The organism is Oceanobacillus sp. CAU 1775 (genome assembly GCF_054482815.1).
The window spans coordinates 552,374-575,366 of record NZ_JBTLRO010000001.1; the positions used below are offsets into that span (position 1 = coordinate 552,374).

23 protein-coding genes and 2 other annotated features are annotated in these 22,993 nt (G+C 38.1%); of the genes, 18 read left to right on the forward strand and 5 right to left on the reverse strand.

The genetic code is table 11. The annotated features are described in order from the left end of the window. Positions 1-8 precede the first annotated feature (8 nt). From ytvI to ACXYMZ_RS02640, 3 genes are all read left to right on the forward strand, one after another. On the forward strand, positions 9-1,133 hold the full coding sequence (gene ytvI, locus ACXYMZ_RS02630) for a sporulation integral membrane protein YtvI (protein ID WP_458946799.1): 1,125 nt from the start codon (positions 9-11) through the stop codon (positions 1,131-1,133). Between the two features lie 23 nt (positions 1,134-1,156). Then, the gene (rraA, locus tag ACXYMZ_RS02635; protein WP_458946800.1) at positions 1,157-1,639 is read left to right on the forward strand and encodes a ribonuclease E activity regulator RraA; all 483 of its coding nucleotides are present in this window, start codon (positions 1,157-1,159) and stop codon (positions 1,637-1,639) included. Between the two features lie 83 nt (positions 1,640-1,722). Next, positions 1,723-1,956: an NINE protein gene (locus tag ACXYMZ_RS02640; protein ID WP_458946801.1), complete on the forward strand. Its 234-nt coding sequence runs from the start codon at positions 1,723-1,725 to the stop codon at positions 1,954-1,956. Positions 1,957-2,213: 257 nt separating this feature from the next. Here the strand turns inward: ACXYMZ_RS02640 and ACXYMZ_RS02645 are convergent, their stop codons facing one another. Further along, entirely contained in the window at positions 2,214-2,681 is a 468-nt protein-coding gene (locus ACXYMZ_RS02645; protein ID WP_458946802.1) for a DinB family protein, read from the reverse strand. A gap of 76 nt (positions 2,682-2,757) precedes the next feature. After that, on the reverse strand, positions 2,758-3,702 hold the full coding sequence (locus ACXYMZ_RS02650; protein WP_458946803.1) for an agmatinase family protein: 945 nt from the start codon (positions 3,700-3,702) through the stop codon (positions 2,758-2,760). A gap of 152 nt (positions 3,703-3,854) precedes the next feature. On the opposite strand from ACXYMZ_RS02650, the gene ACXYMZ_RS02655 reads away from it, so the two are divergent. The 7 genes from ACXYMZ_RS02655 (at position 3,855) to trpA (ending at position 11,324) form a co-directional block, all read left to right on the forward strand. Next, complete coding sequence (locus ACXYMZ_RS02655) at positions 3,855-4,793, forward strand: threonine ammonia-lyase (protein ID WP_458946804.1); 939 nt, start codon at positions 3,855-3,857, stop codon at positions 4,791-4,793. Positions 4,794-4,876: 83 nt separating this feature from the next. After that, positions 4,877-5,120, forward strand: a binding site (T-box leader). Between the two features lie 55 nt (positions 5,121-5,175). Beyond that, positions 5,176-5,438: a binding site (T-box leader), on the forward strand. Positions 5,439-5,499: 61 nt separating this feature from the next. Further along, a complete protein-coding gene (gene trpE / locus ACXYMZ_RS02660) occupies positions 5,500-6,891 on the forward strand; it encodes an anthranilate synthase component I (RefSeq protein ID WP_458946805.1) in 1,392 nt (463 codons plus the stop codon). Positions 6,892-6,908: 17 nt separating this feature from the next. Continuing rightward, on the forward strand, positions 6,909-7,934 hold the full coding sequence (gene trpD, locus ACXYMZ_RS02665; RefSeq protein ID WP_458946806.1) for an anthranilate phosphoribosyltransferase: 1,026 nt from the start codon (positions 6,909-6,911) through the stop codon (positions 7,932-7,934). Continuing rightward, entirely contained in the window at positions 7,935-8,720 is a 786-nt protein-coding gene (gene trpC / locus ACXYMZ_RS02670) for an indole-3-glycerol phosphate synthase TrpC (protein ID WP_458946807.1), read from the forward strand. After that, complete coding sequence (locus ACXYMZ_RS02675; protein WP_458946808.1) at positions 8,721-9,359, forward strand: phosphoribosylanthranilate isomerase; 639 nt, start codon at positions 8,721-8,723, stop codon at positions 9,357-9,359. Continuing rightward, positions 9,334-10,533: a tryptophan synthase subunit beta gene (gene trpB, locus ACXYMZ_RS02680; RefSeq protein WP_458946809.1), complete on the forward strand. Its 1,200-nt coding sequence runs from the start codon at positions 9,334-9,336 to the stop codon at positions 10,531-10,533. The genes ACXYMZ_RS02675 and trpB overlap by 26 nt, the downstream gene beginning before the upstream one ends. Next, positions 10,533-11,324, forward strand: coding sequence for a tryptophan synthase subunit alpha (trpA, locus tag ACXYMZ_RS02685; protein ID WP_458946810.1), 792 nt, complete (start codon positions 10,533-10,535; stop codon positions 11,322-11,324). The genes trpB and trpA overlap by 1 nt, the downstream gene beginning before the upstream one ends. Positions 11,325-11,532: 208 nt before the next feature. Here trpA and ACXYMZ_RS02690 read toward each other — a convergent pair whose 3' ends face one another. Then, on the reverse strand, positions 11,533-12,921 hold the full coding sequence (locus tag ACXYMZ_RS02690) for a dipeptidase (protein WP_458946811.1): 1,389 nt from the start codon (positions 12,919-12,921) through the stop codon (positions 11,533-11,535). 188 nt (positions 12,922-13,109) lie between these two features. On the opposite strand from ACXYMZ_RS02690, the gene ACXYMZ_RS02695 reads away from it, so the two are divergent. The 4 genes from ACXYMZ_RS02695 (at position 13,110) to ACXYMZ_RS02710 (ending at position 16,521) form a co-directional block, all read left to right on the forward strand. Beyond that, entirely contained in the window at positions 13,110-13,769 is a 660-nt protein-coding gene (locus ACXYMZ_RS02695; protein ID WP_458946812.1) for a GntR family transcriptional regulator, read from the forward strand. A gap of 86 nt (positions 13,770-13,855) precedes the next feature. Further along, on the forward strand, positions 13,856-14,830 hold the full coding sequence (locus tag ACXYMZ_RS02700) for a D-2-hydroxyacid dehydrogenase (protein WP_458946813.1): 975 nt from the start codon (positions 13,856-13,858) through the stop codon (positions 14,828-14,830). Between the two features lie 103 nt (positions 14,831-14,933). Then, positions 14,934-16,112 carry a M20 metallopeptidase family protein gene (locus ACXYMZ_RS02705; RefSeq protein ID WP_458946814.1) on the forward strand — a complete coding sequence of 393 codons (1,179 nt, stop codon included), beginning with the start codon at positions 14,934-14,936 and terminating at the stop codon, positions 16,110-16,112. 133 nt (positions 16,113-16,245) lie between these two features. Continuing rightward, positions 16,246-16,521 carry a hypothetical protein gene (locus ACXYMZ_RS02710; RefSeq protein ID WP_458946815.1) on the forward strand — a complete coding sequence of 92 codons (276 nt, stop codon included), beginning with the start codon at positions 16,246-16,248 and terminating at the stop codon, positions 16,519-16,521. A gap of 123 nt (positions 16,522-16,644) precedes the next feature. Here the strand turns inward: ACXYMZ_RS02710 and tpx are convergent, their stop codons facing one another. Further along, positions 16,645-17,142: a thiol peroxidase gene (gene tpx / locus ACXYMZ_RS02715; protein WP_458946816.1), complete on the reverse strand. Its 498-nt coding sequence runs from the start codon at positions 17,140-17,142 to the stop codon at positions 16,645-16,647. A gap of 479 nt (positions 17,143-17,621) precedes the next feature. Here tpx and ACXYMZ_RS02720 point away from each other — a divergent pair, with 479 nt between their 5' ends. From ACXYMZ_RS02720 to ACXYMZ_RS02730, 3 genes are read left to right on the forward strand one after another with little or no spacing between them, the layout of a single operon-like run. Next, positions 17,622-18,497 (forward strand): ATP-binding protein, encoded by an 876-nt coding sequence (locus ACXYMZ_RS02720; protein WP_458946817.1) that lies wholly within the window; start codon positions 17,622-17,624, stop codon positions 18,495-18,497. 33 nt (positions 18,498-18,530) lie between these two features. Next, a complete protein-coding gene (locus ACXYMZ_RS02725) occupies positions 18,531-20,444 on the forward strand; it encodes a vWA domain-containing protein (protein WP_458946818.1) in 1,914 nt (637 codons plus the stop codon). 20 nt (positions 20,445-20,464) lie between these two features. Next, a complete protein-coding gene (locus ACXYMZ_RS02730) occupies positions 20,465-21,160 on the forward strand; it encodes an aspartate/glutamate racemase family protein (RefSeq protein ID WP_458946819.1) in 696 nt (231 codons plus the stop codon). A gap of 118 nt (positions 21,161-21,278) precedes the next feature. Here ACXYMZ_RS02730 and ACXYMZ_RS02735 read toward each other — a convergent pair whose 3' ends face one another. Continuing rightward, positions 21,279-21,617, reverse strand: a complete 339-nt coding sequence (locus ACXYMZ_RS02735; protein WP_458946820.1) for a hypothetical protein — start codon at positions 21,615-21,617, stop codon at positions 21,279-21,281. A 191-nt stretch (positions 21,618-21,808) separates the two neighbouring features. Between ACXYMZ_RS02735 and ACXYMZ_RS02740 the strand changes: the two genes are divergently transcribed. Then, on the forward strand, positions 21,809-22,987 hold the full coding sequence (locus ACXYMZ_RS02740) for an MFS transporter (RefSeq protein ID WP_458946909.1): 1,179 nt from the start codon (positions 21,809-21,811) through the stop codon (positions 22,985-22,987). Positions 22,988-22,993: the final 6 nt, after the last annotated feature.

Consider the following 22,993-nt stretch of genomic DNA (forward strand, 5'->3'; position numbering starts at 1 on the left):
GTCAGCCTTTGAACCATCCAAACATTCAAATCATTTTTCGCATTCTAATCGTTCTCCTCGTTACAGTAATTGGATTGTTTTTGCTCTTTCATTTTATAAGGCTCACATATCCTTTCTTAATTGCAGGGTTATTTGCATTTTTTATTCAACCGATCGTAAAATTATTTGAAAAATATTTGCGTTTTCCAAGACCTCTCGCCATCTTGATGGGAATCTTATTTTTAATTGGCGTTATCGGTAGTATTTTAACCGTACTAGTAAAATTAACGGTGGATGGGATTATCTATTTATCAGAGTATATCCCAAATCAAATTGAAGTAATCTCGGGGAACGTACAAAGTTATTTTAATGAAGTCGTTTTGCCATTATGGATTCAAGGAATCGGTTTTCTTGATACCCTTGATACTTCGCAGCAACAGGTGATGCAAGAAGGTTTTCAAATCGTCGGAAGCAACCTCGCTGCAGTATTAGGTACCATTGGACAAAGCGTTGCCAACGGAGTGACGTCATTTATCGGCGCGCTACCAATTACATTTACAGTAATTATTTTCTCGATGCTCGCTGTGTATTTCATTAGCAAGGAATCGAAACACTATAAAAAGGTTTATCAGGAAAAACTACCAGCTATTTTCCGCAGAAAAACTTGGAATGTCATTATAGATTTAAAAACAAAGATTTTTGGATTTTTCCGCTCACAAGTCATTTTGATGGTACTCACTGCTTTGGTTAGTTTTATTGGGTTATTGATTCTTAGAGTTGACCAAGCGTTTACGATTGCAGTCATTCTCGGGCTAATCGACTTATTACCATATCTTGGCCCAGGTCTCATTATTATTCCGTGGAGCATTTATAGCTTTATTACGGGAGATATTTTCTTAGGTGTAGGTCTTTTAATTTTATATGCGTCAACGGTAGTTGCAAGACAAGTCGCAGAGCCAAAAGTGCTATCATCTAGTATGAAGTTGAACCCGCTTGCTATCCTGGTTTCTCTCTTTGCAGGGTTACAATTATTTGGTCTTGTCGGGCTTATTATTGGTCCAATTAGCTTGGTTTTAATCATGTCTTTATACGATGCGAAGGTATTTGAAGGGTTATGGGAATTTATTAAAGGGGAACCCAACCCAAGAATATAAAGGAAGAACAAGGGGGAAAAATAATGGAAGCATTTAAAACAGCCGACCTGTGTGATGATTATGCAAAACAGCTAGAAGTATGTCAGACACCTTTTCGATCTTTTGGTAAGAAAAAACGCTTTGCTGGAAAAATTGAAACGGTTCATGTTTACGAAGATAATGTATTGTTTGAAGAAGCACTGGAAAGCGTACCAGCTGGATCTGTTATCGTAGTAAATGGCGGTGGCTCGATGAACTGTGCATTGATGGGTGACAGGCTTGCAGGGATTATTGAAAAGCGCAACCTAGCAGGCGTGATTATAAATGGGTGCATTCGTGATTCCGCAGATATTGCAACAATGGATGTCGGGGTATTTGCTCTCGGAACAAATCCATTAAAAAGTAGAAAAAATGGAATTGGCAAGCGCAATGTAAGTTTTGCTTTTGGAAATGTAAGATGGAATCCGGGTGATTATGTTTATGCTGATGAAGATGGCGTGATTCTCTCGAAAGATAAACTTCTTTGACATCCGCAATTGCTTGTTGTTTTTCATATGTTTTGACATACTCTAATTATGGGTAGGGAACATGTGAATATGGAGGTAAGATGATGTATCAAAAAAACATTGTTATTGCATATATTTTATGGATTATTTTCGGCCACTTTGGGCTTCACCGCATGTATACAGGTAGAATATTTACTGGAATTATGATGTTGCTTTTAGGAGTTATCGGTTGGGGAACGGCATGGATTTTCATCGGGTATATTCCTTTGATATTTTTATGGATTTGGATGTTTATTGATATTTTTCTTATTCCTGGGATGTGTCGTAATCCTAGATAATAAAAAACCTTCTCAACGGGTGTCAATCTAAAGCTAGAGTTTAGATTGACAACCCGAGGGAAGGTTTTTTACTTTTTTTTATTAAAAAAGTCGTATCAAATCATGATTAATTGTGAACTTGGGCGAACTAATTGTGAACTTTAGGCAAGTCTCTTGTGAACTTGGGCGACTTTCCAGTGAACTTCGGCGACTTCACTGTGAACTTCAGCTTTTGCAGCTTTTTAATAGATTTCAAAACATCAATGCTTAAATGCTCACTATCTCAAAGCCTGGTTAATCCGCTTAATTACTTCCATATGCAATGCTTCATGGTAAAAGCTGAATTGTAGGCATTCGCCGACTGTGTAGAAGGTTAATCCGATTCCATTTGTAAACGGTGGGTCTAATTTTTCATCGAGTCTGCCTGTTAGGAATTCTCTAATCCTTGCTTTTTGGCTATGCAGTTCTTCACATAGCTCGTCTAAGGAAGGCGTAGGGAATTGCCAATTTGCAGGGCTTGAGCCTGGTGCAAAAAGTAATTTATATAGCTTTGGCACACCCATTTGTGCTCCTTGCTGATGAAAAATAACCCTATCTTGAATAAAAGCAATATGACCGATATTCCAGCGAATATTGTTTGTAAACCCTGCTGGAATTATATCTGCTCTATCTTCCGGGATCTCCTTAATTTTTTCAATCGTATAATCTCGAATGGTATCCATGTATCTAAAAATCATTTCTTCCATGTAACTCCCCCTAATTTCTTCTACTTCCAGTATACGGGAAAACTTGGGCAGCTGTCACATAAATTATCGATTGTCACTAATTGTCCTTACGATGTTCAATAAGGCCTGCAAGTGCATATAAAATAACAGTTGAAACAAAATGTGCAGAATTTTGATTGGAATCTTGTTGTGGATAAACTTCGACAAAATCCATTCCCACGACACCAAACTTCGAAATTTCATGGACAAGTGTTAGTAACTCAAAAGAAGTAAGTCCATTCCCATCAACAGGTCCACCTGGGTTAAAGGCAAAATCCAATACATCACTACAAATACTTAAATAGACAACATCGACATCTGTACTCGCCAAATCATAAAGTTCGCGTGCAAGTTGCTTTAAGTCAGGATGATTCCGAATATCATTAATCGTAACCGTCACTGCTCCTGCATCACGTGCATTTCTTCCAGCTTGCGGCTCATTTCTCGGCCCGTGAATTCCAGTATGAATAATACTTTCATTACGAACACCTTCTTGTTCATAAAGTCTTGCAAATGGGCTACAACGTGCATACTCATCGCCATTATGTGAAGGAAGATTATCGTAATGTGCATCCAAATGAATGATCCCAACTTTTTTCCCTTCTTCAGCAAGTGCTTTAACGATAGGGAAAGTGATCCCATGGTCTCCACCGAGTCCAATTAGAAATTTACCTGTTTTCCATAACTCACTCGTGTAGTTGGTAATCCTTGTCATTGTCTCATTAACGTCTGCAGGGACAAGGTCAAAGTCACCGATATCTCCAATTTTTAGATGCTCAAAAACATCGATATGATTTAATTCTGGTAAATAGCCACTATAACGTTCAGATGTTATTCGCATTACTTTTGGTCCGAGTTCACATCCCGTATAATCACCCCAAGTGACGGCACCCTCCCAAGGCACACCATAGACAATCGCATCAACATCTTCATAATTTTTACTTTTCGAAAGGTTTTTCGCTCCAAGGAAGGTTGGTGTATTTCCATAAATATATTTTTCCATGTTATTCAACCCTTTCATCATTAATAAAGTACTTTGCTAGAATGATAAATAAGTGGGAATCGATAGTCAAATGATAATCATTTAAATTGGACGCAAATGATTAAAATCGTTTTAATAGAAGTATAGAAATTATGTAGGGGAGAGGATTATGCGTGATTAATTTACAAGATATTTTACAGGCAAAAAAAGAGATAGCCGACATTATTCATACAACACCAGTTCTTGAATCAAAACAACTTAGTGAGTTAAGCGGCAATCATTTATATTTTAAAGCAGAACATTTACAGAAAACAGGTTCATTTAAAATCCGTGGAGCAGCTAATATGGTAAGTGAAATGGCTAAAGAAAAAGCGCCTTTCCTAACTGCGGCATCAAGTGGAAACCATGGCCAAGCGGTTGCTTATATGGCAAATCACTTCGGAATACCAGCTACAATTGTTGTTCCAGAAGACGTGAATCCAAGTAAGCAAAAAGCGATTGAAGCATATGGCGGAACAATCGAGAAATGTGGATATACGTCAGAAGAGAGAATTCAAAGAGCTGAAGATCTAGCGAAGGAACGTGGAGGCGTCTTTATCCCTCCATATAATGATAAACGAATCATCGCAGGCCAAGGTACAGTTGGACTCGAAATTCTCGAGCAAGTCCCACATGCAGATATTGTCGTTGTCCCAATTGGCGGTGGTGGCTTAATTGCTGGAGTTTTGACTGCTATTAAACAATCGAATCCTAAAATAAAAGTAATTGGCGTAGAACCGGAATTAGCGAATGATACCTATCTTTCTTTGAAAAATGAAAAATTAACTGAAATTGCTGCGCCAAATACGATTGCGGACGGGCTCCGTACTCTAGTGCCAGGCTATATGACTTTTCCAATAGTTCAGGAATATATTGATGAAATCGTTCTTGTTACTGAAAAAGAAATCAAGCAAGCACAGCAACTTGTTTTAGAAAGAATGAAGCAGTTGATTGAGCCATCTGGAGCAGTTTCAGTTGCAGCAGCAATCAGTGGAAAGCTAGGAGTCCAAGATAAACATGTAGTTTGTGTGTTAAGTGGCGGTAATATTGATATTGGAAAGTTAAACATTTAAAGTTTGAGCTATTTTGAAATTAATTTTAAAAAACACTTGACAATTAGTTTCAATTGTCATAATCTTATCTTTAATAAATTTATAGCAAAGCAATGACGGAGAGTAGTAATTTATTTGGACACTATAGAGAGCTAGTGGATGGTGAAAACTAGTGTGGTCGGATAAATGAATGGACTTCTGAGCTTCCAAACTGAAAGACACTTGTTTAAGTAGGCTTTGGCGAAATCACCTCTTCGTTATCAGAGGTAAAGTATCAAGTAAACTTGGTACTTATAAAGTGAGCTATTTTAGCTAATAAAGGTGGTACCACGGTCCCTCGTCCTTTTTCGGATGAGGGATTTTTGTCGTCTTTAGCATTGAATGTTTATCGTAATTAAATATCTCTAAATCGCTAAGTAAGAGGAGTAAACAATTGTTGTAGTGTTAAAGAGAGCTGGTGGAGGTGAGATTCCAGCACATTACTTATTGTTGAATGGACTTACGAGAGGTTTTCTTAAAATGTATGTACATGAGTAGGAAAACACGGAGTTCCGCCGTTACACGGATAGGGTATCGCTTCGGCTTGACTGAATCCGTACCTGAAGAAGATAGGAAGATACATTCTTCCTAAGTTGAGGTGGCACCGCGCGCAAATACGCCCTCTATAAACACATGTTGATTGTGTTTATAGAGGGCTTTTTTATTTTCTAAAAAAGGAGGGCGACAGATGCAAAAAACAAAGAAAGCTTATCATTACGAAAGAGTAGCTGCTGAAGGTATTACACCAATTGATGTTTGGAGTCATTTTACAGGGAAGAAAAAGTTTCTTTTAGAGAGTACGACAAAGCATGAGACAAAAGGGAAGTTCTCGTTTCTAGGTGTGAATCCATATGAGGAAGTAATTAGTAACGGCAAGAAGACAATGATAAGAAATTCCCAATCAAAAGAAACGAGGTTAGAGGATGTACACGCGATAGATTTTTTAAAACAGTATTTGCCGAAACTTGAATTACCGATCCCAGTACCATTTTACGGTGGGGCAGTCGGGTACGTCGGCTATGACGCGCTCCAAAATGAGATGGACTTCAGTCATTCATTACAGGATGACATTAAAATGCCCGATGTTCACTTTATGCTTTTCCAGGATTTAATTGTTTTTGATCATCTCAATAAAGAAATCTATCTCATTGTAATCGAAGCAACCGAATACCAAGTTGACACTTTTGACGAGAGGTTAGAACAGTTAAAAACAGTGGTCAAAAAAAGTGATAAGACCTATGAAGATGATTATAAAGCAATTGATTTCCGATCAGAAATCTCAGAAGTAGAATTCAAGGAAAAAATTCGGCAGGCAAAAGAATATATTTTGAACGGAGAAGTTCTTCAAGTTGTTTTATCCCAGCGGATGACAGCAACGATTGATAAGAGTTTTAGGTTTCCTTTTGCTTTCTACCAAACATTAAGAAAAGTAAATCCATCACCATATATGTTTTTAATCGATTTTGAAGAATATCTCATTCTTGGTGCTTCACCAGAAAGCTTAGTGCAAACAATCGGAAATAAGGTCATTACGAATCCGATCGCAGGAACAAGACCAAGAGGAAAAACAACAGCGGAAGATGAAGCGCTAGAAAAAGAATTGCTTTCTGATGAAAAAGAGCTCTCTGAACATAAAATGCTTGTTGCATTAAGTAAAAGTGAACTTCTGCAAATTTGTGAGCCGACAAGCATTATGACACCAACTTATATGGAAATTGAGAAATACCAGCATGTGATGCATATTGTCTCGGAGGTAAAAGGGAAACTCCTTGAAAACCATACCAGTCTAGACGCTTTAATTACCTGCCTACCTGCAGGGACGGTTTCAGGGTCACCGAAAGCTCGTGCGATGCAAATTATTGCCGAATTGGAAGTGAAAAAACGTGGCGCTTATGGCGGGGGGATTGGCTATATCAACTTTAACGGGGATATAAATATAGCCTTGGCGATTCGGTCCCTAATTATCAAAGACCAAAAAGCATATCTACAAGCCGGAGCGGGAATTGTTGCAGGTTCAGATCCTGCAAGTGAATACCAAGAAACATTAAATAAAGCAAAGACATTAATGGAAATATTATAGAAAAGGAGCGACCAAAAATGAAGAAATATCTTGAAAAGTTGATTCAAATGGAAGATTTGTCCTTAGAAGAAATGAAGGAAGCTGCTTCTTATTGTTTCACTGAGCATGCCACAGAATCAGAAATTGCAGCCCTACTTACTGCTCTTCAGATAAAAGGAGAAACTGCAGACGAGATTGCTGGATTAGTAGAAGTGATCCGTGAAAAATCTACATTCCATTTCCACCGAGTAGCTGGTGCGATAGATAACTGTGGGACAGGAGGCGACAGATCGAACAGCTTTAATATTAGTACGACATCAGCATTTGTTATGGCTGGGGCAGGTCTTACAGTTGCAAAACATGGTAACCGCAGCATCTCAAGCAAAGTAGGAAGTGCTGACGTGTTAGAGCAGCTTGGTGTCTCACTCACATCTTCACAAGAACATATGGAAGAGATGTTACTCGAAAATAAAATAGCATTTCTCTATGCTCCTCATGTTCATCAAGGATTAAAACCATTTTCAATTGTACGTAAAAATCTCGGCGTTCCAACCATCTTTAATATTATCGGTCCTTTAACAAATCCAGTTGATTTAGATACACAGCTTATCGGTGTTTACCAAAAAGATTTACTGCCAAAGGTTGCCTCAACCCTCCAAAGACTAGGTAGAAGGCGAGCGGTCATTGTTACTGGGGCAAATGCAATGGATGAAGCATCACTTGCTGGCTTGAATGAGTTGATTATCCTTGAAAATGGAGAGACTAGCCCGTTTCAAGTGCACCCCGAAGAAGTCGGTTTAGCAATGTATCCGCAAGACGCAATTCGTGGAGGGAATTCCAAAGAAAATGCTGAAATTCTACTTTCTGTTTTGAATGGAAAGCGTGGCGCCTATTTTGATACGGTTCTGTTAAATAGTGGTCTAGGGATCTATGCGAGTGGACTTGTGAATAGCATCGAGGAAGGAATTCATCTTGCTCGTGAAAGTATCGTATCAGGAGCAGCTCTTAAAAAATTAGAAGGCTTAATTACAAGTAGTAAAAAAGTGAAAAGTGAGGTGTATTAAATGACGATCCTAGATAAAATTTTAGCTGAAAAGAAGAAAGAACTTGTTCAGTTAATTCATAAACCATTAATGACTACCGAGAAAAAAGACGTACCAACATTTAAAAGTATTGTAGCTTCAGCAAAGCATGTGAATATTATTTCAGAGATAAAACGAGCCTCCCCATCCAAAGGTGCTATTAATCTTGACATCGACCCTGCAGAGCAAGCAAGGAATTATGAACAAAACGGTGCAGCGGCAATCTCTGTATTAACAGATGGCCATTTTTTCAAAGGTTCCTTTGAAGATTTAAGTGCTGTGAGAAAAACTAGTAATCTCCCAATTTTATGTAAAGACTTTATTATCGATACCATGCAAATTGATCATGCAAATGCAGCGGGAGCAAACATTATTTTATTAATTGTTGCTGCATTGTCAGATGAACAACTTAACCTTTTAAACAATTACACGCAGGAGCTTGGCCTAGAAGTTTTAATAGAAGTTCATAACGAAGAGGAGATGCATCGTGCACTTAAAATAAAACCAGAGATAATCGGAATCAATAATCGCGATTTAAAAACATTCCAAGTCAACTTAAATACGACGGAGCAGCTTGCAAGTATGGTAGATAGCAAAAATATAATTTTAATTAGTGAAAGTGGCATCAAGAAGAAAGAAGATGTAGAAAAAGTAACAGCTGCGGGAGCGGTAGGGATTCTCGTCGGTGAAAGCTTGATGCAAACTGAGAATCTACAGAAAACATTTAAAGCACTGCAGATCCCTTTATTGCAAAAGGATGCTAAATAAATGCTTGTTAAAATTTGTGGGATTCAAACATTTGAAGCTGCAGAAGTCGCTGTGCTAGAGGGAGCAGATTTTATCGGTTTTGTTTTTGCCAAAAGTAAAAGAAGAATAACACCTGAAGCTGCAACAAAGATTTCTAGAGCAACACCTAATACAGTTAAAAAGGTAGGCGTTTTTGTAAATGAGACGGTTGAAAATATGATTGCTATTGCAGAACAAGTAGGATTAGATGTGATTCAGCTACATGGTGACGAGTCACACGAGACTGCAACTTCCCTACCTTATGAGATAATTAAAGCTTTCCCAGCACAGAAAGAGCGAGTGTTAGAAATGCAATCTTACCCTTGTGATTTTTACCTTATCGATACACCAAGTAAAAAACAAAGAGGTGGGACAGGTAAAACGTATGATTGGACCATTTTTGAAGAACTTAATTTAAATCACAATAAATTAATACTAGCTGGAGGGTTAACACCAGAAAATGTAGCATTAGCAATTGAAGAAGTCAGACCATTAGCGGTCGATGTGTCCAGTGGAGTGGAGATAAATGGAGAAAAGAGTCTTTCAAAAATCCAACAATTTTTAAAGAACGCAAAACAAGGGGAGGATGGAGAAAATGACAACCTACACAATGCCAGATAAAAGAGGAAGATTTGGAGACTTTGGAGGGAGATTTATTCCAGAGTTATTGATGCCAGCGGTTTTAGAGTTGGAAGAAGCTTATGAGAAAGCAATACAGGACGCGGATTTTTTAAAAGATGTCGACTATTATTTGAAAAACTATGTAGGAAGAGAAACACCTTTATATTTTGTAGAACAATTAACGAAAAAAATCGGTGGTGCAAAAATATATTTAAAACGTGAAGACCTGAATCATACAGGGGCACATAAAATTAACAATACGATTGGCCAGGCATTGTTAACGGTAAGAATGGGGAAGAAAAAAGTCGTTGCTGAAACAGGTGCGGGACAACATGGTGTGGCAACTGCAACAGTCTGCGCATTACTCGGCTTGGATTGTATTGTTTTTATGGGTGAAGAAGATATAAAACGACAAAAGCTAAACGTCTTCCGAATGGAGCTACTTGGAGCAGAAGTCCGCAGTGTTTCACAAGGAAGTGGGACATTAAAAGATGCCGTAAACGAAGCCTTGCGCTATTGGGTAAATCACGTAGAGGATACGCACTATATCATTGGATCTGTCGTTGGTCCGCATCCATTTCCAAGAATTGTACGAGATTTTCAATCAGTAATTGGGTTGGAAACAAAAGAACAAATATTGAAAGCAGTTGGTAACCTTCCTGATGCGATCATCGCTTGTGTTGGTGGAGGTAGTAATGCAATGGGGATGTTTTATCCGTTTATTGAGGAAGAGGAAGTTGCGCTTATAGGTGTAGAGGCAGGAGGAGCCGGGCTAGAATCAAATAAACATGCTGCAACCTTAACATCCGGAACTGTAGGTGTTTTACACGGAACAATGACACATCTTTTACAAGATCAAGATGGTCAAATTAAAGAAGCGTTTTCTATTTCAGCAGGACTTGATTATCCAGGAGTTGGACCAGAGCATAGTCATCTAAAGGAAACAAACCGCGTAACCTATACATCAATTGAAGATGGAGAGGCGCTAGAAGCTTTTCAGTATTTATCAAAAACTGAGGGAATCATTCCTGCACTGGAAAGTTCTCATGCAATCGCCTATGCGATGAAATTAGCAAAAGAAATGAATAAAGATGAATCGATTGTTGTATGTCTCTCTGGCAGGGGAGATAAAGATGTAGAACAGGTAAAACGCTTAATTGGAGGGGAGCTATAATGGGAAAGGAAAGATTGGAAAGTAGTTTACTAGAGAAAGTAAATAGAGATGAAAAGATATTCTCTCCTTTTATCATGGCTGGAGACGGTGGCTTGGATCTTTTACCAGAACGGATTAACTTTTTAGCTAGTTGTGGAGCAGCAACGCTTGAAATTGGAATTCCATTTTCTGATCCAGTCGCAGATGGGCCAACAATTCAAGTAGCCGGTCTGCGTGCTCTGGAAAATGGTACGACTTTAGAAAAGGTGCTAAAAACACTTGAAGAGACAAAAGAAAGTCGGCCCATCCCGATTGTAATCATGACATATTTAAATCCAATTTTAGCCTATGGTGTGAATGAATTTTCGGAAAAATGCGAAGCAGCTGGAGTAGACGGAGTAATCATCCCCGATTTACCCATGGAAGAAGAGGAGATAATTGCCGAGGCCTTAGCTCATGAAAAGATTGCCTTTATTCGTTTAGCTGCAATGACAAGTCCAAAGGAACGTCTCATGAAGCTTGCTGAACGTTCGGAAGGATTTCTCTATGCTGTGGCTGTAAATGGAACGACAGGAGAAAGGTCAGAGCACGATAAACAGGTGCTTCATTATTTATCTCAACTTAAAACTTATAGTAAAGTTCCAGTGCTAGCTGGGTTTGGTGTGTCAACGAAAGAGCAAGCACAAGCTTTGAGCGAGAGTTGTGATGGGGTTATTGTCGGCAGTAAGATAGTTCAGCTTTTTCATGAAAATAAAACGGAAGAGATAAAGGATTTAATCGCAGGGAGTCTACATGTCTCTTTAAAATATTAGAATATAAATGGCTCTGTTAAAGTGGAATGTTGTTATGAGTACAACAACTCTTCGGAAATATACTTCGCTTTGCGCAGGAGTCTTCATATATTTCCGAAGCTCAATTTAGCCTTCTTATTTACTGAGGGATGAATCTCAACAATATGCTTTCACAGAGCCAAATTATTAGCAGGTAGACATTCTCTTTATTAAGTACTACTAAAGCTTCCTATTCACTGATATAAAATATTCTAGTTTCTCTATTCACAGCACCATCTTCACTTGCCACTTCAAAGGTTACAATATGAAATTTCTCTTCTAAGCTCTCGGGAACCGCCAATGAAAATACTGCGGATTCCTCCTCATAATCAGCTTCATATCTAATCCCATCGACAATAATGTTAAAGGCACTGTTATCAATATTTTTCCCTTTAACTTCAGCAGCCAACAATGGATTTCTATCAGATATTGCTTCTCCCATTTCGATCGCAGGATAAATGGATGTCGTGCTTGAGTCAGGCTTTACTCCAGCTGCTTCGACTTCCTCTAATAAACGTAAAACATTTCCGCCAAGAATCTGCTCTATTTCTTGTTTTGTATAGCCTCTAAACGCTAACTCTTCAATTATCTTAGGGAAGTCAGAAACGTTTTGTAAATCCTCAGGCATCGACGCTCCATCGTAATCTGAGCCAATTCCGACATAATCAATTCCTATTAAATCAACGACATAGTCAATATGGTCAACGATATCGCTAACATAACCAGTTGAGTGATCCGTTAAAAAAGCTGGATAGAAAACAATACTAATGACACCACGATTTTCTTTAAGTGCTAGTAACTGTTCATCTGTTAAATTGCGCTGATGCTCCTTCAAAGCATTCACTCCAGAATGCGAAGCAATTATGGGAGCTTCACTTATTTCCAAAACATCCCAGAAGGTTTCTCTCGCCATATGCGAAACATCAACAATCATGCCAAGTTCGTTCATTTTTCTTACAACATTTTCTCCAAGTTCCGTTAGGCCACCTTCAGATGGTGTTTGCTCGGTATTTCCATATACACGATTTGCTCCTTCGCCCAAGGTATTCGAATAATTCCAAGTGAAACCAATCATTCTCACACCTATATCATAAAATTGTTCGGTGAGCTCAACGGCATTTTCTTCGTTCAAAGCATATGCTCCTTCAATAGAAGAAAAAGCGGCAACTTTATCGTTCCGGGTAATCTCTTTTAAAGAATTTAATGAAGTCGCAATTTCCATTTCACTTGTATTTTGTTCAAGGGTCCAATGTACACCGTTGAGCATTGCAAGTGTACGACTGATGGAACGAGGTGTATTTTCATAGAATCCAGATGTATAAGCAGCTAGGAATGGAACGTTTACTCCACCAAGCTTGGCCTTTTCTAAATCAAAATGAAAGTTTGTTTCTGTCCCAATGTCTGTTTGAGGTAGCCAGGTTGACTCATCAATAACTTCCATCATCGTATCTACATGTGTGTCAATTATTGGTGTATTAAAGTGAATATATTCCGTTCTTTCTAATTGAATCGGTTCAGCAGAAATTACTGAGGGAGAGAAAAGCACGAATAGCATAATGATAGAAAAATAGATTCGCATGAATATCTCCTCCAATCACTGAATTTAGTCTTAATCTATTATTTACCCTCTATCATACAGGAATCTCTCACTCTATGTCATAAAAAATCAGATACAGTCGTTTGACAATATGTTTTATCAGTAATATCTTAAAATTAGCAATTATAAGTGCTGGCATGCAAAATATGTTGGAAGAAGGAGTTTAAATGATGCTAACGAGTAGGATAAATCACCAATCTCTAAGCGAAGCAATTGCAATCGAAATTGCTCACAGTATTTGGAAAAAAGAACTCGTACCTGGGGAAAGAATTCTTGAGATAGAATTGACTAGTCAATATGGCATCAGCAGAAATGCATTAAGAGAATCACTAAAAATACTAGAGTTGGAGAAGTTGATTATTACAAAGAACCAGAAAGGAAGTTACGTAAACAAGTTTACAAAGAAAGATGCTCAAGAAGTTCAGGAAATAAGACTTTTACTGGAAGGACCAGCATTGATTCAAGCGTCTAAAAATTTAACAGAAGAAAATGAACGCGAACTTGAATACATATTAGAGCGATTAAAACAAAGTATTGATCAAAATGATTGGTTTGAAGCATTTAATGTTGATAGAGACTTTCATTGGTATTTAATTAATCAATGCAATAATTCACGGATTATCGATATTTACTATACTTTACTCGTTCAAATTCGTTCCTTCCTAGCAGAAACCCATCATTATCATGAAGACCAAAAAGACTTGCATTACGAAAGACATGTAGACCTTTACGAAGCTGTAAAAGGAAAAGATGAAAAAACGATTATAAGGACGATTGAAAGTCATATTAAGTTTTGTGAAACTAAAGTGGTTATTGGAAATGGGATATAGAAAGCCTTGAGCAATAAAATGAATAAATATCGTCAAAATCATTACGGTATCATAAGAACATTCACGATAAAGGAGGAGCTTACAAAGTGCAAAAAGCAGTAATTTTGGACGGCTATACATTAAATCCAGGCGACTTAGATTGGACGCCATTTAAAAATCTAGCTAACTTTGAAATTTTTGATCGGACGTCTTTATCTGCCGCCGATAGTGAGTTGATTATCGAATGTGCAAAGGAAGCTGAAATTGTTATAACGAATAAGACACCACTTACAGCTGAGATAATCAATAAACTTCCAGAGCTGAAATACATAGGTGTACTTGCGACAGGCTATAATGTTGTCGATATGGAAGCTGCGAAAGCAAGAAACATCGTTGTTACAAATATCCCTGATTATGGCTCAGAAACAGTTGCTCAAGGAGCGATCGCTTTACTACTCGAGCTGACAAACCGAGTTGGCAGCCATAATCAAGCGGTAAAGAACGGGCAGTGGACAAACAGTGAAGATTTTTGCTTTTGGAACCACCCATTAATGGAGCTTTCAGGTAAAACAATGGGAATCATCGGTTACGGTCGCATCGGCCAAACAACCGCAAGAATTGCTGAAAGCTTTGGAATGAAAATACTAGCCCATAATCGAACACGAGAAAAAGTTATCGAAACAGAGACAGTAAAATACGCAACACTTGATGAGCTTTATGAGAAATCAGATGTAGTTGTTTTACATTGTCCACTTACAGATGAAAATGAAGGCATGATAAATAAAGATTCTATTGGAAAAATGAAAGACGGAGTCATTATTATCAATAACGCACGTGGGCAACTTATTCAAGAACAAGATCTGGCTGACGCACTAAATAGCGGAAAGGTTGCTGGAGCAGCTGTTGATGTCGTTTCCAAAGAACCAATTGAAACTAGTAACCCACTACTCACAGCGAAGAATTGTATCATCACTCCACATATTGCTTGGGCGACATTGGAAGCGAGAACACGTCTACTGGATATTGCCGTGCATAATCTAAAAAAATTCCTTGATGGTGAACCAGTAAATACCGTTAGTTGAAGTTGCTCATCCTTGCGTCCTGCAGATTGACAGAGCTAGGAATTATCTTTAAAATAAAAAGTATAAATTGTGTAAAAATTTAGTTAATATAGGGGGAAATGCATTGGAAAAATTATATACAACACTTGACGAGCTTTACGATGAAATTGTTAAAATTAGACGTCATCTTCATGAAAATCCGGAATTATCTTTTCAAGAAACATATACGGCGAAATATATTGCTGAATACCAAGAGCACTTAGGACATGAAGTCAGAAGAAATGTTGGTGGGAACGGGGTTGTTGCTTATTTAAAAGGTGACAAACCAGGTCCAACAGTTGCGCTTCGTGCGGATTTTGATGCACTACCAATTCAGGAGGAAACAGATGTCCCATTTCGTTCAAAAGTAGATGGTGTGATGCATGCTTGCGGTCATGATGGGCACACTGCAACTTTACTCGGTTTAGCGAAAGCGTTGAATAGCATGAAGGCTGACCTTGCTGGGACTGTCGTGTTTATTCACCAGCATGCAGAAGAAGTCATCCCAGGCGGTGCAAAATCAATGATTGAGGACGGCTGTCTTGATGGAGTGGACGTTATTTTTGGTGTTCATTTACAAGCACAGACTCCTGTTGGCGAGGTAACCTATAGCATTGGACCAATGTATGCAGCAGCGGATTTCTTTGAAATAAAAATCCAAGGAGAAGGTGGGCATGGCGCCTACCCGCATCAAACAAAGGATAGTATCGTAATTGGTAGTGAACTAGTTGGTAATCTCCAACAAATTATTAGTCGAAAAATTGATCCACTAGAGCCTGCAGTTATTACGGTAGGAACATTTGAGGCAATTAATGCCAATAATATTATTGCTGACACGGCTACTTTAAAAGGTACGGTTCGCACATATAATGATGATGTAAGAGACTTTATTGAAAAAGAAATGGAAAATGTCGTCAATGCGAGTTGCCAATTATATGGTGCCGAAGGGAAGTTGATCTATAATCGCGGCTACCCAGCAGTGGTGAATCACGAGGAAGAAACGAAATTCATTACAAAACTAGCAGAAACAGTTCCAGATGTGACAGCAGTTCGTGAAATTACACCAGAGATGGGTGCAGAAGATTATGCGTACTACTTAGAAAAAGTGAAAGGAAGCTTTTTGTTTGTTGGTGCTGAAAAGCTTGGCGTAGAACATTCCTATCCACATCATCATCCAAAATTTGATATTGATGAAAAATCTCTTTTAGTTGCAGCGAAAGTATTAGGAGCAGCAACTTTGGAATATATGAACACTGATAAATAAGTCTTAGAAAAGGGATAATCATGCGTTATCCCTTTTTTTAACTATTTTATAAACAGAAAATTTAAATAAGTAGAGTAAAGATGGTATAATAAAGGGAAAGAGTCTAATCACTTTTTAGAAGGGATGAGATCGAATGGGTAAACTTACGAAAACAATTGGTATTGCTGGCGCAGCTGCAGGAGCTGCAATGGGAGCCGTATACTTATCTAAGGAAGAAAATCGAGATAAGTTAAGAGGTCAGATTGAAAAAATCGTTGGTAAAGACAACAGTGAATATGTGAAAAAGTTAGGAAGACCAGGAGCGGTAGGCGCGACAGATGACGCAAAGATGGTCGATGAAGGCGCTATGACTAGCGTACAGTATTATAATGAGCTACAGGAAAAAGCTGGAGAAGAAGAATTGATGTAGAGTGTAATTACCAACAGGCGGGAAATTGTTTGTTGGTATTTTTTCTTCAAGAAGATCAGCATAAAAAAGAAACCACATGAGACGTCACTTTCAACGTCGTTCATGTGGTTTTATCTAGAAGATTTAAGCTTTTCTTGCTGCTTCAAGTGCTTTTTCGTAATCAGGGTGGTCGGTTGCTTCACTTACGTATTCTACATAGACAACTTTATCGTCAGCATCAACAACGAAGATAGATCTCGCTAATAGACGATTCTCTTTAATTAATGCACCATAACTTTCACCAAAACTTGCATCACGATGGTCAGATAATGTGTCTAAGTTCTTCACACCATTTGCTGCACACCAACGACGTTGCGCGAAAGGTAGATCCATACTAATAGTTAAAACCTGTGTGTTAGGAAGGGAGTCAGCTTCTTGATTAAAGCGAAGTGTTTCATCTGAGCATACCCCTGTGTCAATCGACGGCACTGCTGCAATCAATTTAACTTTCCCTTTGTAATCTTCCAATGTTACTTCTTTTAAATCATTGGATAGTACAGTAAAGTTAGGTGCCGTATCTCCAACCTTTACCTCCGTACCTAATAATGTAACTGGTTCTTGACCGAATGTAATTGAAGCCATGATAAATTCCTCCTATTGTATTTTATATTTAAAACTATGTAGCTAGTTTTATTCACTTTCAATTCTGAAATCTTGAGATAGAGATATTTCTTTCTTCATATACTTTAACTTGTATTATATACTACATGAGTTTTTTACCGTCCACAATCATAATGGTCTCCAATTCGCTCCACCTGTAACTTCCCAACTCAAATTCGTTCCACCGATAATTTTATTGGTCGCTATTCCCCGCCTCGATATTTATGAGCCGATATCCTACTTTTATCGGTCGCTATTCCTCGCTTCGAAATTTACAAGCCAGTATCTTTCTTTTAACGGTCGCTATTCTTCGTTTCGGAATTTACGAGTCGATAAACTTCCTTCGGTGATTGTTAGCCCTCGATTCGCTCGACTCACGAACATCGAGCCTCCACATCCAACCACATCATTTTTCCTTCTCCACAACTTAAGTTACACTATACGAGGAAGGAGTTTTTAAAATGAATCTAATAAATCAATTACCTGAAAACATACAACTTGAACTAGAAAAAAATCAACGCCAACAACCAAGTGAATATAAAAACCTAATTCGTCCTGGTGGCTATATTCCTCCATCAATTGAGTTATTAATAGACGCGATTACTGCATTATCATTAGGAAAAAATATATTACTCAAAGGCCCAACCGGTGCAGGGAAGACAAGATTCGCTGAGACATTGTCTGAGCTATTTCAGCAACCAATGTTTAGCGTGAACTGTTCAGTAGATCTAGATGCAGAAAGTTTGCTCGGATTCAAAACCCTTGCATATGAAGGCAACAAGCAAATAATTGAGTTTATCCCAGGGCCAGTTACAAAGGCGATGAAAGCTGGCACTTTTTTATATATCGATGAAGTAAATATGGCTAAGCCTGAAACGTTGCCATTGATAAATGGTGTGCTTGACTACCGTCGTACCGTCACGAACCCCTTTACAAATGAAATTATCACAGCTGAAAATGGATTTGGTGTGATTGCAGCAATCAATGAAGGATATATCGGTACTGTGCCTCTAAACGAAGCACTGAAAAATCGTTTTATTGTTATTGATGTTCCATATATTGAAGGGGAGCAGCTCACGGAATTAATTCGCACAACTACCAACCTCAAGGACGAAACAATGATTAAGTTATTCGTGAAGCTTTCCACGGATTTAATTACAGCGGTCTTTCAAGGGAAGTTACCAGAAGAAGCTGCATCAATCAGAGCTTTGTTAGATGCTTGTGATTTGAGTGTGTTGATTCCACCGAAGCGCGCAATCTTGCGTTCCATCGTTGACAAACTGGATGAAGAACGTGAAAGAGAATTCGTGAAAAATCTAGCGAACACATTATTTTAAAAGCACATCAGCTTTCAAAAGGGAGGCAAAAATATGGTGCGTTTCCATGAATCCGTTGTAGATACGAGAATTTTTATACAATTACAAGATATGACGACTGTGTTTGCAGAAAATGCTGACTTGAATTTTGAATATGGCTATGGAGCAGCAATTGACCTCCAAGCGAATAAAGTAACAGCAAGTAGACTTTGGGAAAAACTTGACGACGACACAAAAGAAGCTGGATTGAAGACAGATCTTTTCTTACGTGCAATCGGCACCTTAAAGTATTCCAAAATCGCTCCGATGCAAAACTATCTTGATTCCATTCACGAGACGAGTTTGCCAAAATTTGCAGGACAATTATTTGCATTGCTTGAAGATATCCGTTTGGAGGAGTTAATTAAACAGGAGCGACCTGGAACGAAAGAACATTTTCAAATACGAAAAAATTACTATTTCCAATATTTCTCTCAACAACTGGCAACGAATGCAATGCGAGGTTTCGCGCTTGATGAATTATTTTGTATGATTTACATTTTGCTTCAATCAGATCAGCCGGACCCAAGTTTTCCTCGAGCAAACTCTGAACAGCTCCATGAATTGGATAAATTGAGACAGTTATTATATAGCGCTTACGAAGGAAGTTCGACGACAGAAATCGCAGATATTTGTGAGCAAGTGGTTTTTCGCTTAGATAAAAAATATAAAGACTCGCTAAATGAGTATTTTATTTTTCCAATTGGATCATTAGAAACATACACGCAAAATACATTATTTGATGAACTTACACGTACAGATGAATTAGCAAATGATGATATTTCTGAAGTGGATAAAGAGAAAAGTGAATACTTTGATGAGAAGTTTTCCACATGGCATAGAGAAAATAAAAATGAAGATCGCAAACAAAATTTTCTTCAATTTGAACTGGAGCAAGGCTCTAAATCAAGTATGCTTGGTGGTGGGGCTCGGGAGACGGAGGACGCAGACCAAGCGCTAGCATCGATTCAAGGGGCTTCAGGCGAAAGTGAGAAGAAGGATTACTCACGATTAGAGGCACTAGACAAGAAACAAGAAGGCAAAGAAAAGCAAGGGTCTGAAAGTGTTTATGGCGAAGAGAATGCTGACGCTGTGCTCCTATTAAAAGAAGCCGAAAAACCATCAGCCCTAGAGGAACAGCTTTACCATCAAATCGCTTTAGAAGTGGAGCATCTCGAAAGAAAGCTGCGTACAGTTATTGAAAAAACAATTGAACACAAGAAGAATAGTCCGCGCAGTGACTTACTAGTCGGGCGTTTGTCAAAGAAATTACTGCCACTTGTCATTGAAAATTCACAACGGATATTCTATAAGAAAAACCAAGAGTCACCAGAAGTAGATGCTGTTTTTACTTTGCTTATTGATTGCTCGGCATCCATGGTAAATAAAATGGAAGAAACAAAGAAAGTTGTTATTCTTTTTCATGAAGTGCTTAAAGCGTTAAAAATACCTCATGCGATTCACGGATTTTGGGAAGATGCGAATCAAGTGAAAGAAGGTTACCAACCGAATTATTTTCACGTGATTCATTCTCATACAGATTCACTTTATCAAAATAACGGAGCGAAAATAATGCAGCTAGCACCTGAAGAAGATAACCGTGATGGTTTTAGCATTCGTGTTGCTACTCATGACTTAGAAGCAAGACGAGAAAAACATAAATTTCTACTCGTGTTTTCTGATGGTGAGCCTGCTGCGAGTGGTTATGAACAAAACGGGATTATTGATACCCATCTAGCAGTTTCAGAAGCTAGAAAGAAAGGTATTGATGTCATAGGCATGTTTTTGGCCGATGGGGAAATTGGAGAGCGAGAAGATGTTATTATGGAAAATATTTATGGCAAAGAAAAACTGATGGTTCCTTCCGTTTCAGAGCTAGCCGATCATTTTGCGCCACTGTTGAAGCGGTTGTTACTAAAAGCAATCTAACATGGAGAAGGGGAGATCATATGAAAAAATTTGGTATGGTTGGTGGATTAGGTCCAGAGTCAACAGTAGAATATTATCAAAAAATTATTTCCAAATTCCAGGATAGAATCGGTGATCAAGAAGTACTTCCAGAATTTTTCATTAACAGTATTAATATGTACCAAATTTTTGCGTTTATTGAGAATGATGACCTTGATGGACTTACAAATTATTTAGTTGATGCCATAAAACCTCTTGAAAAAGTTGGAGCGGACTTTGCAGTTATTTCAGCAAACACCCCACATATTGTTTTCGATAAAGTGCAGGCTCAAGTGGAGATTCCTATCTATAGCATCGTCGAAGAAACATTAGAAAAAGCAAAAGATCTAAACCTCGATAAAATTGCTTTAATTGGAACAAAATTCACGATGGAAAATGACTTTTTCAAGAAGCCTTTTACTAAAGCCGGTATAGAATTAGTTGTTCCAAGAGAAGAAGAACAACATTATATCCATGAAAAAATAGTTGCGGAACTCGAAAAAGGTATTGTGAACGAAGTAACGAAAAAACGTTATTTGGAAATTATTCATGAGATGGTAGAAAGAGATAATGTCGGGGCAGTTATTTTGGGATGTACAGAGCTACCGATGATTATTAAAGAAAATGATCTAGATATTCCACAATTAAATACAACAGAAATTCATATTGATCGAATTGTCGATTTGATGTTTTCATAAGGTCGTTAAGAGTTAAAACAGAAAAAAGCAGTGTAGACGTGGAATCTACGCTGCTTTAAGTTTTTAACGAAGGTTTAATTTTAAGAAGACGACAGAGGAATTATAATAGAGGGTTATTTTAGCTCATTCCCATCGTTTTCTTAATACGTTCAATATCTACTTTGTTTGTCCATGCTTCATTCCGTAATAATTCTTGGTTTATGGAAAGGGTCTCGTTATCTTCCTTCACACTACCAATTTCTTTTGCTGTTGAAACTTTCATCCCGTCAAATTCAGCTTTTAAATACTCTTGTCCAGTGCTGAGTGCGTTTAAGATTTGACTATGTTCTTTTAGTTGGATTGTGTGCTCTTTAAGCATTCTACTGTGCTCTTCATGCATCCTACTATGCTCATCAAGTTTATCCATAATCTTAATCAGCATCCCATGCATTTCTGTCATTGCTTTTTCAATATTCATTTCTGTCACCTACTCATTTTTCAGTATATCATAGAAATGTACGAACAAAAGATGACACTATTCTTGAAAACAAAGTGAAGTATTATGTCTAACGAGGGAATTTAAGCTACACTATCATTAGTAGAAAGACAAAGTAGAAGGTAGCGAAAAAATTGAAAGCAAAAACTAAAAATCAATCTGAAAATAAAACAATGTATTCCATCTTAATCATTATTGGATTAGCACATTTATTAAATGACTCACTACAAGCCGTCGTTCCAGCGATGTTTCCAATACTAGAACAATCACTTGGCCTGACATTTACGCAACTTGGACTGATAACTTTTACATTAAATATGGTTGCTTCCGTTATGCAACCTGTGGTAGGCATGTACACGGATAAACGCCCAATGCCATATGCACTTCCAATCGGATTATTATCAAGTATGTTCGGGATGCTAGGTCTTGCCTTTGCACCAAACCTACCGACGATTTTAATTAGTGTTGTCTTCATTGGTTTTGGTTCGGCCGTTTTCCATCCAGAAGGATCACGAGTAGCTTATCTTGCAGCTGGTCCAAGACGTGGATTTGCCCAGTCGATCTATCAAGTCGGTGGAAATAGTGGACAAGCGCTTGCTCCGATCATTACAGCACTTGTACTCGTTCCCATGGGACAATTTGGAGCAATTTGGTTTGTTGCAATAGCGTTTATTGCTTCATTGGTACTTGTCTATATTTCAAGATGGTACGCGGAACAAATTCGCATCATCAAGAAAAATACCGCGGGCAACAAGAAACCGAAAACAAAAGTGAAGTTGCCAAAAGCGATACGAAATGCCGTTATCTTGCTTGTTTTTGTAGTATTTGCTAGATCGCTTTATCATAGTGCAATTTCCAATTATTATGCATTTTATACGATTCAGGAATATGGCGTCACAATCGCCCAAGCACAAACATTTATATTTACCTTTTTACTAATGGGAGCTGTAGGAACCTTTATTGGGGGTCCGCTTGCAGACCGATTCGGGAAAAAAACAATCATTGCTATTTCCTTACTCGTTCCAGCACCTTTAACGATTCTTTTACCTTTTGTAGGTTCATTTGTAGCCATTATTTTAATTGCACTTATTGGGGTACTTATTCTTTCTAGTTTTTCCGTAGCGGTTGTCTATGCTCAGGAGCTTGTCCCTGGAAAAATTGGCACGATGTCGGGGTTAATTGTTGGACTTGCATTTGGAATGGGAGCAGTCGGTTCTGTTTTGTTTGGAATAATGATCGATGGGATCGGGCTAACAAACACAATGATTATTGTTTCTTTCCTGCCACTTTTAGGTGTACTCACATTTAGGCTGCCGAGTGATGAGAAGGTTAGGGAGATGAATCAAGAGTAGATAAAA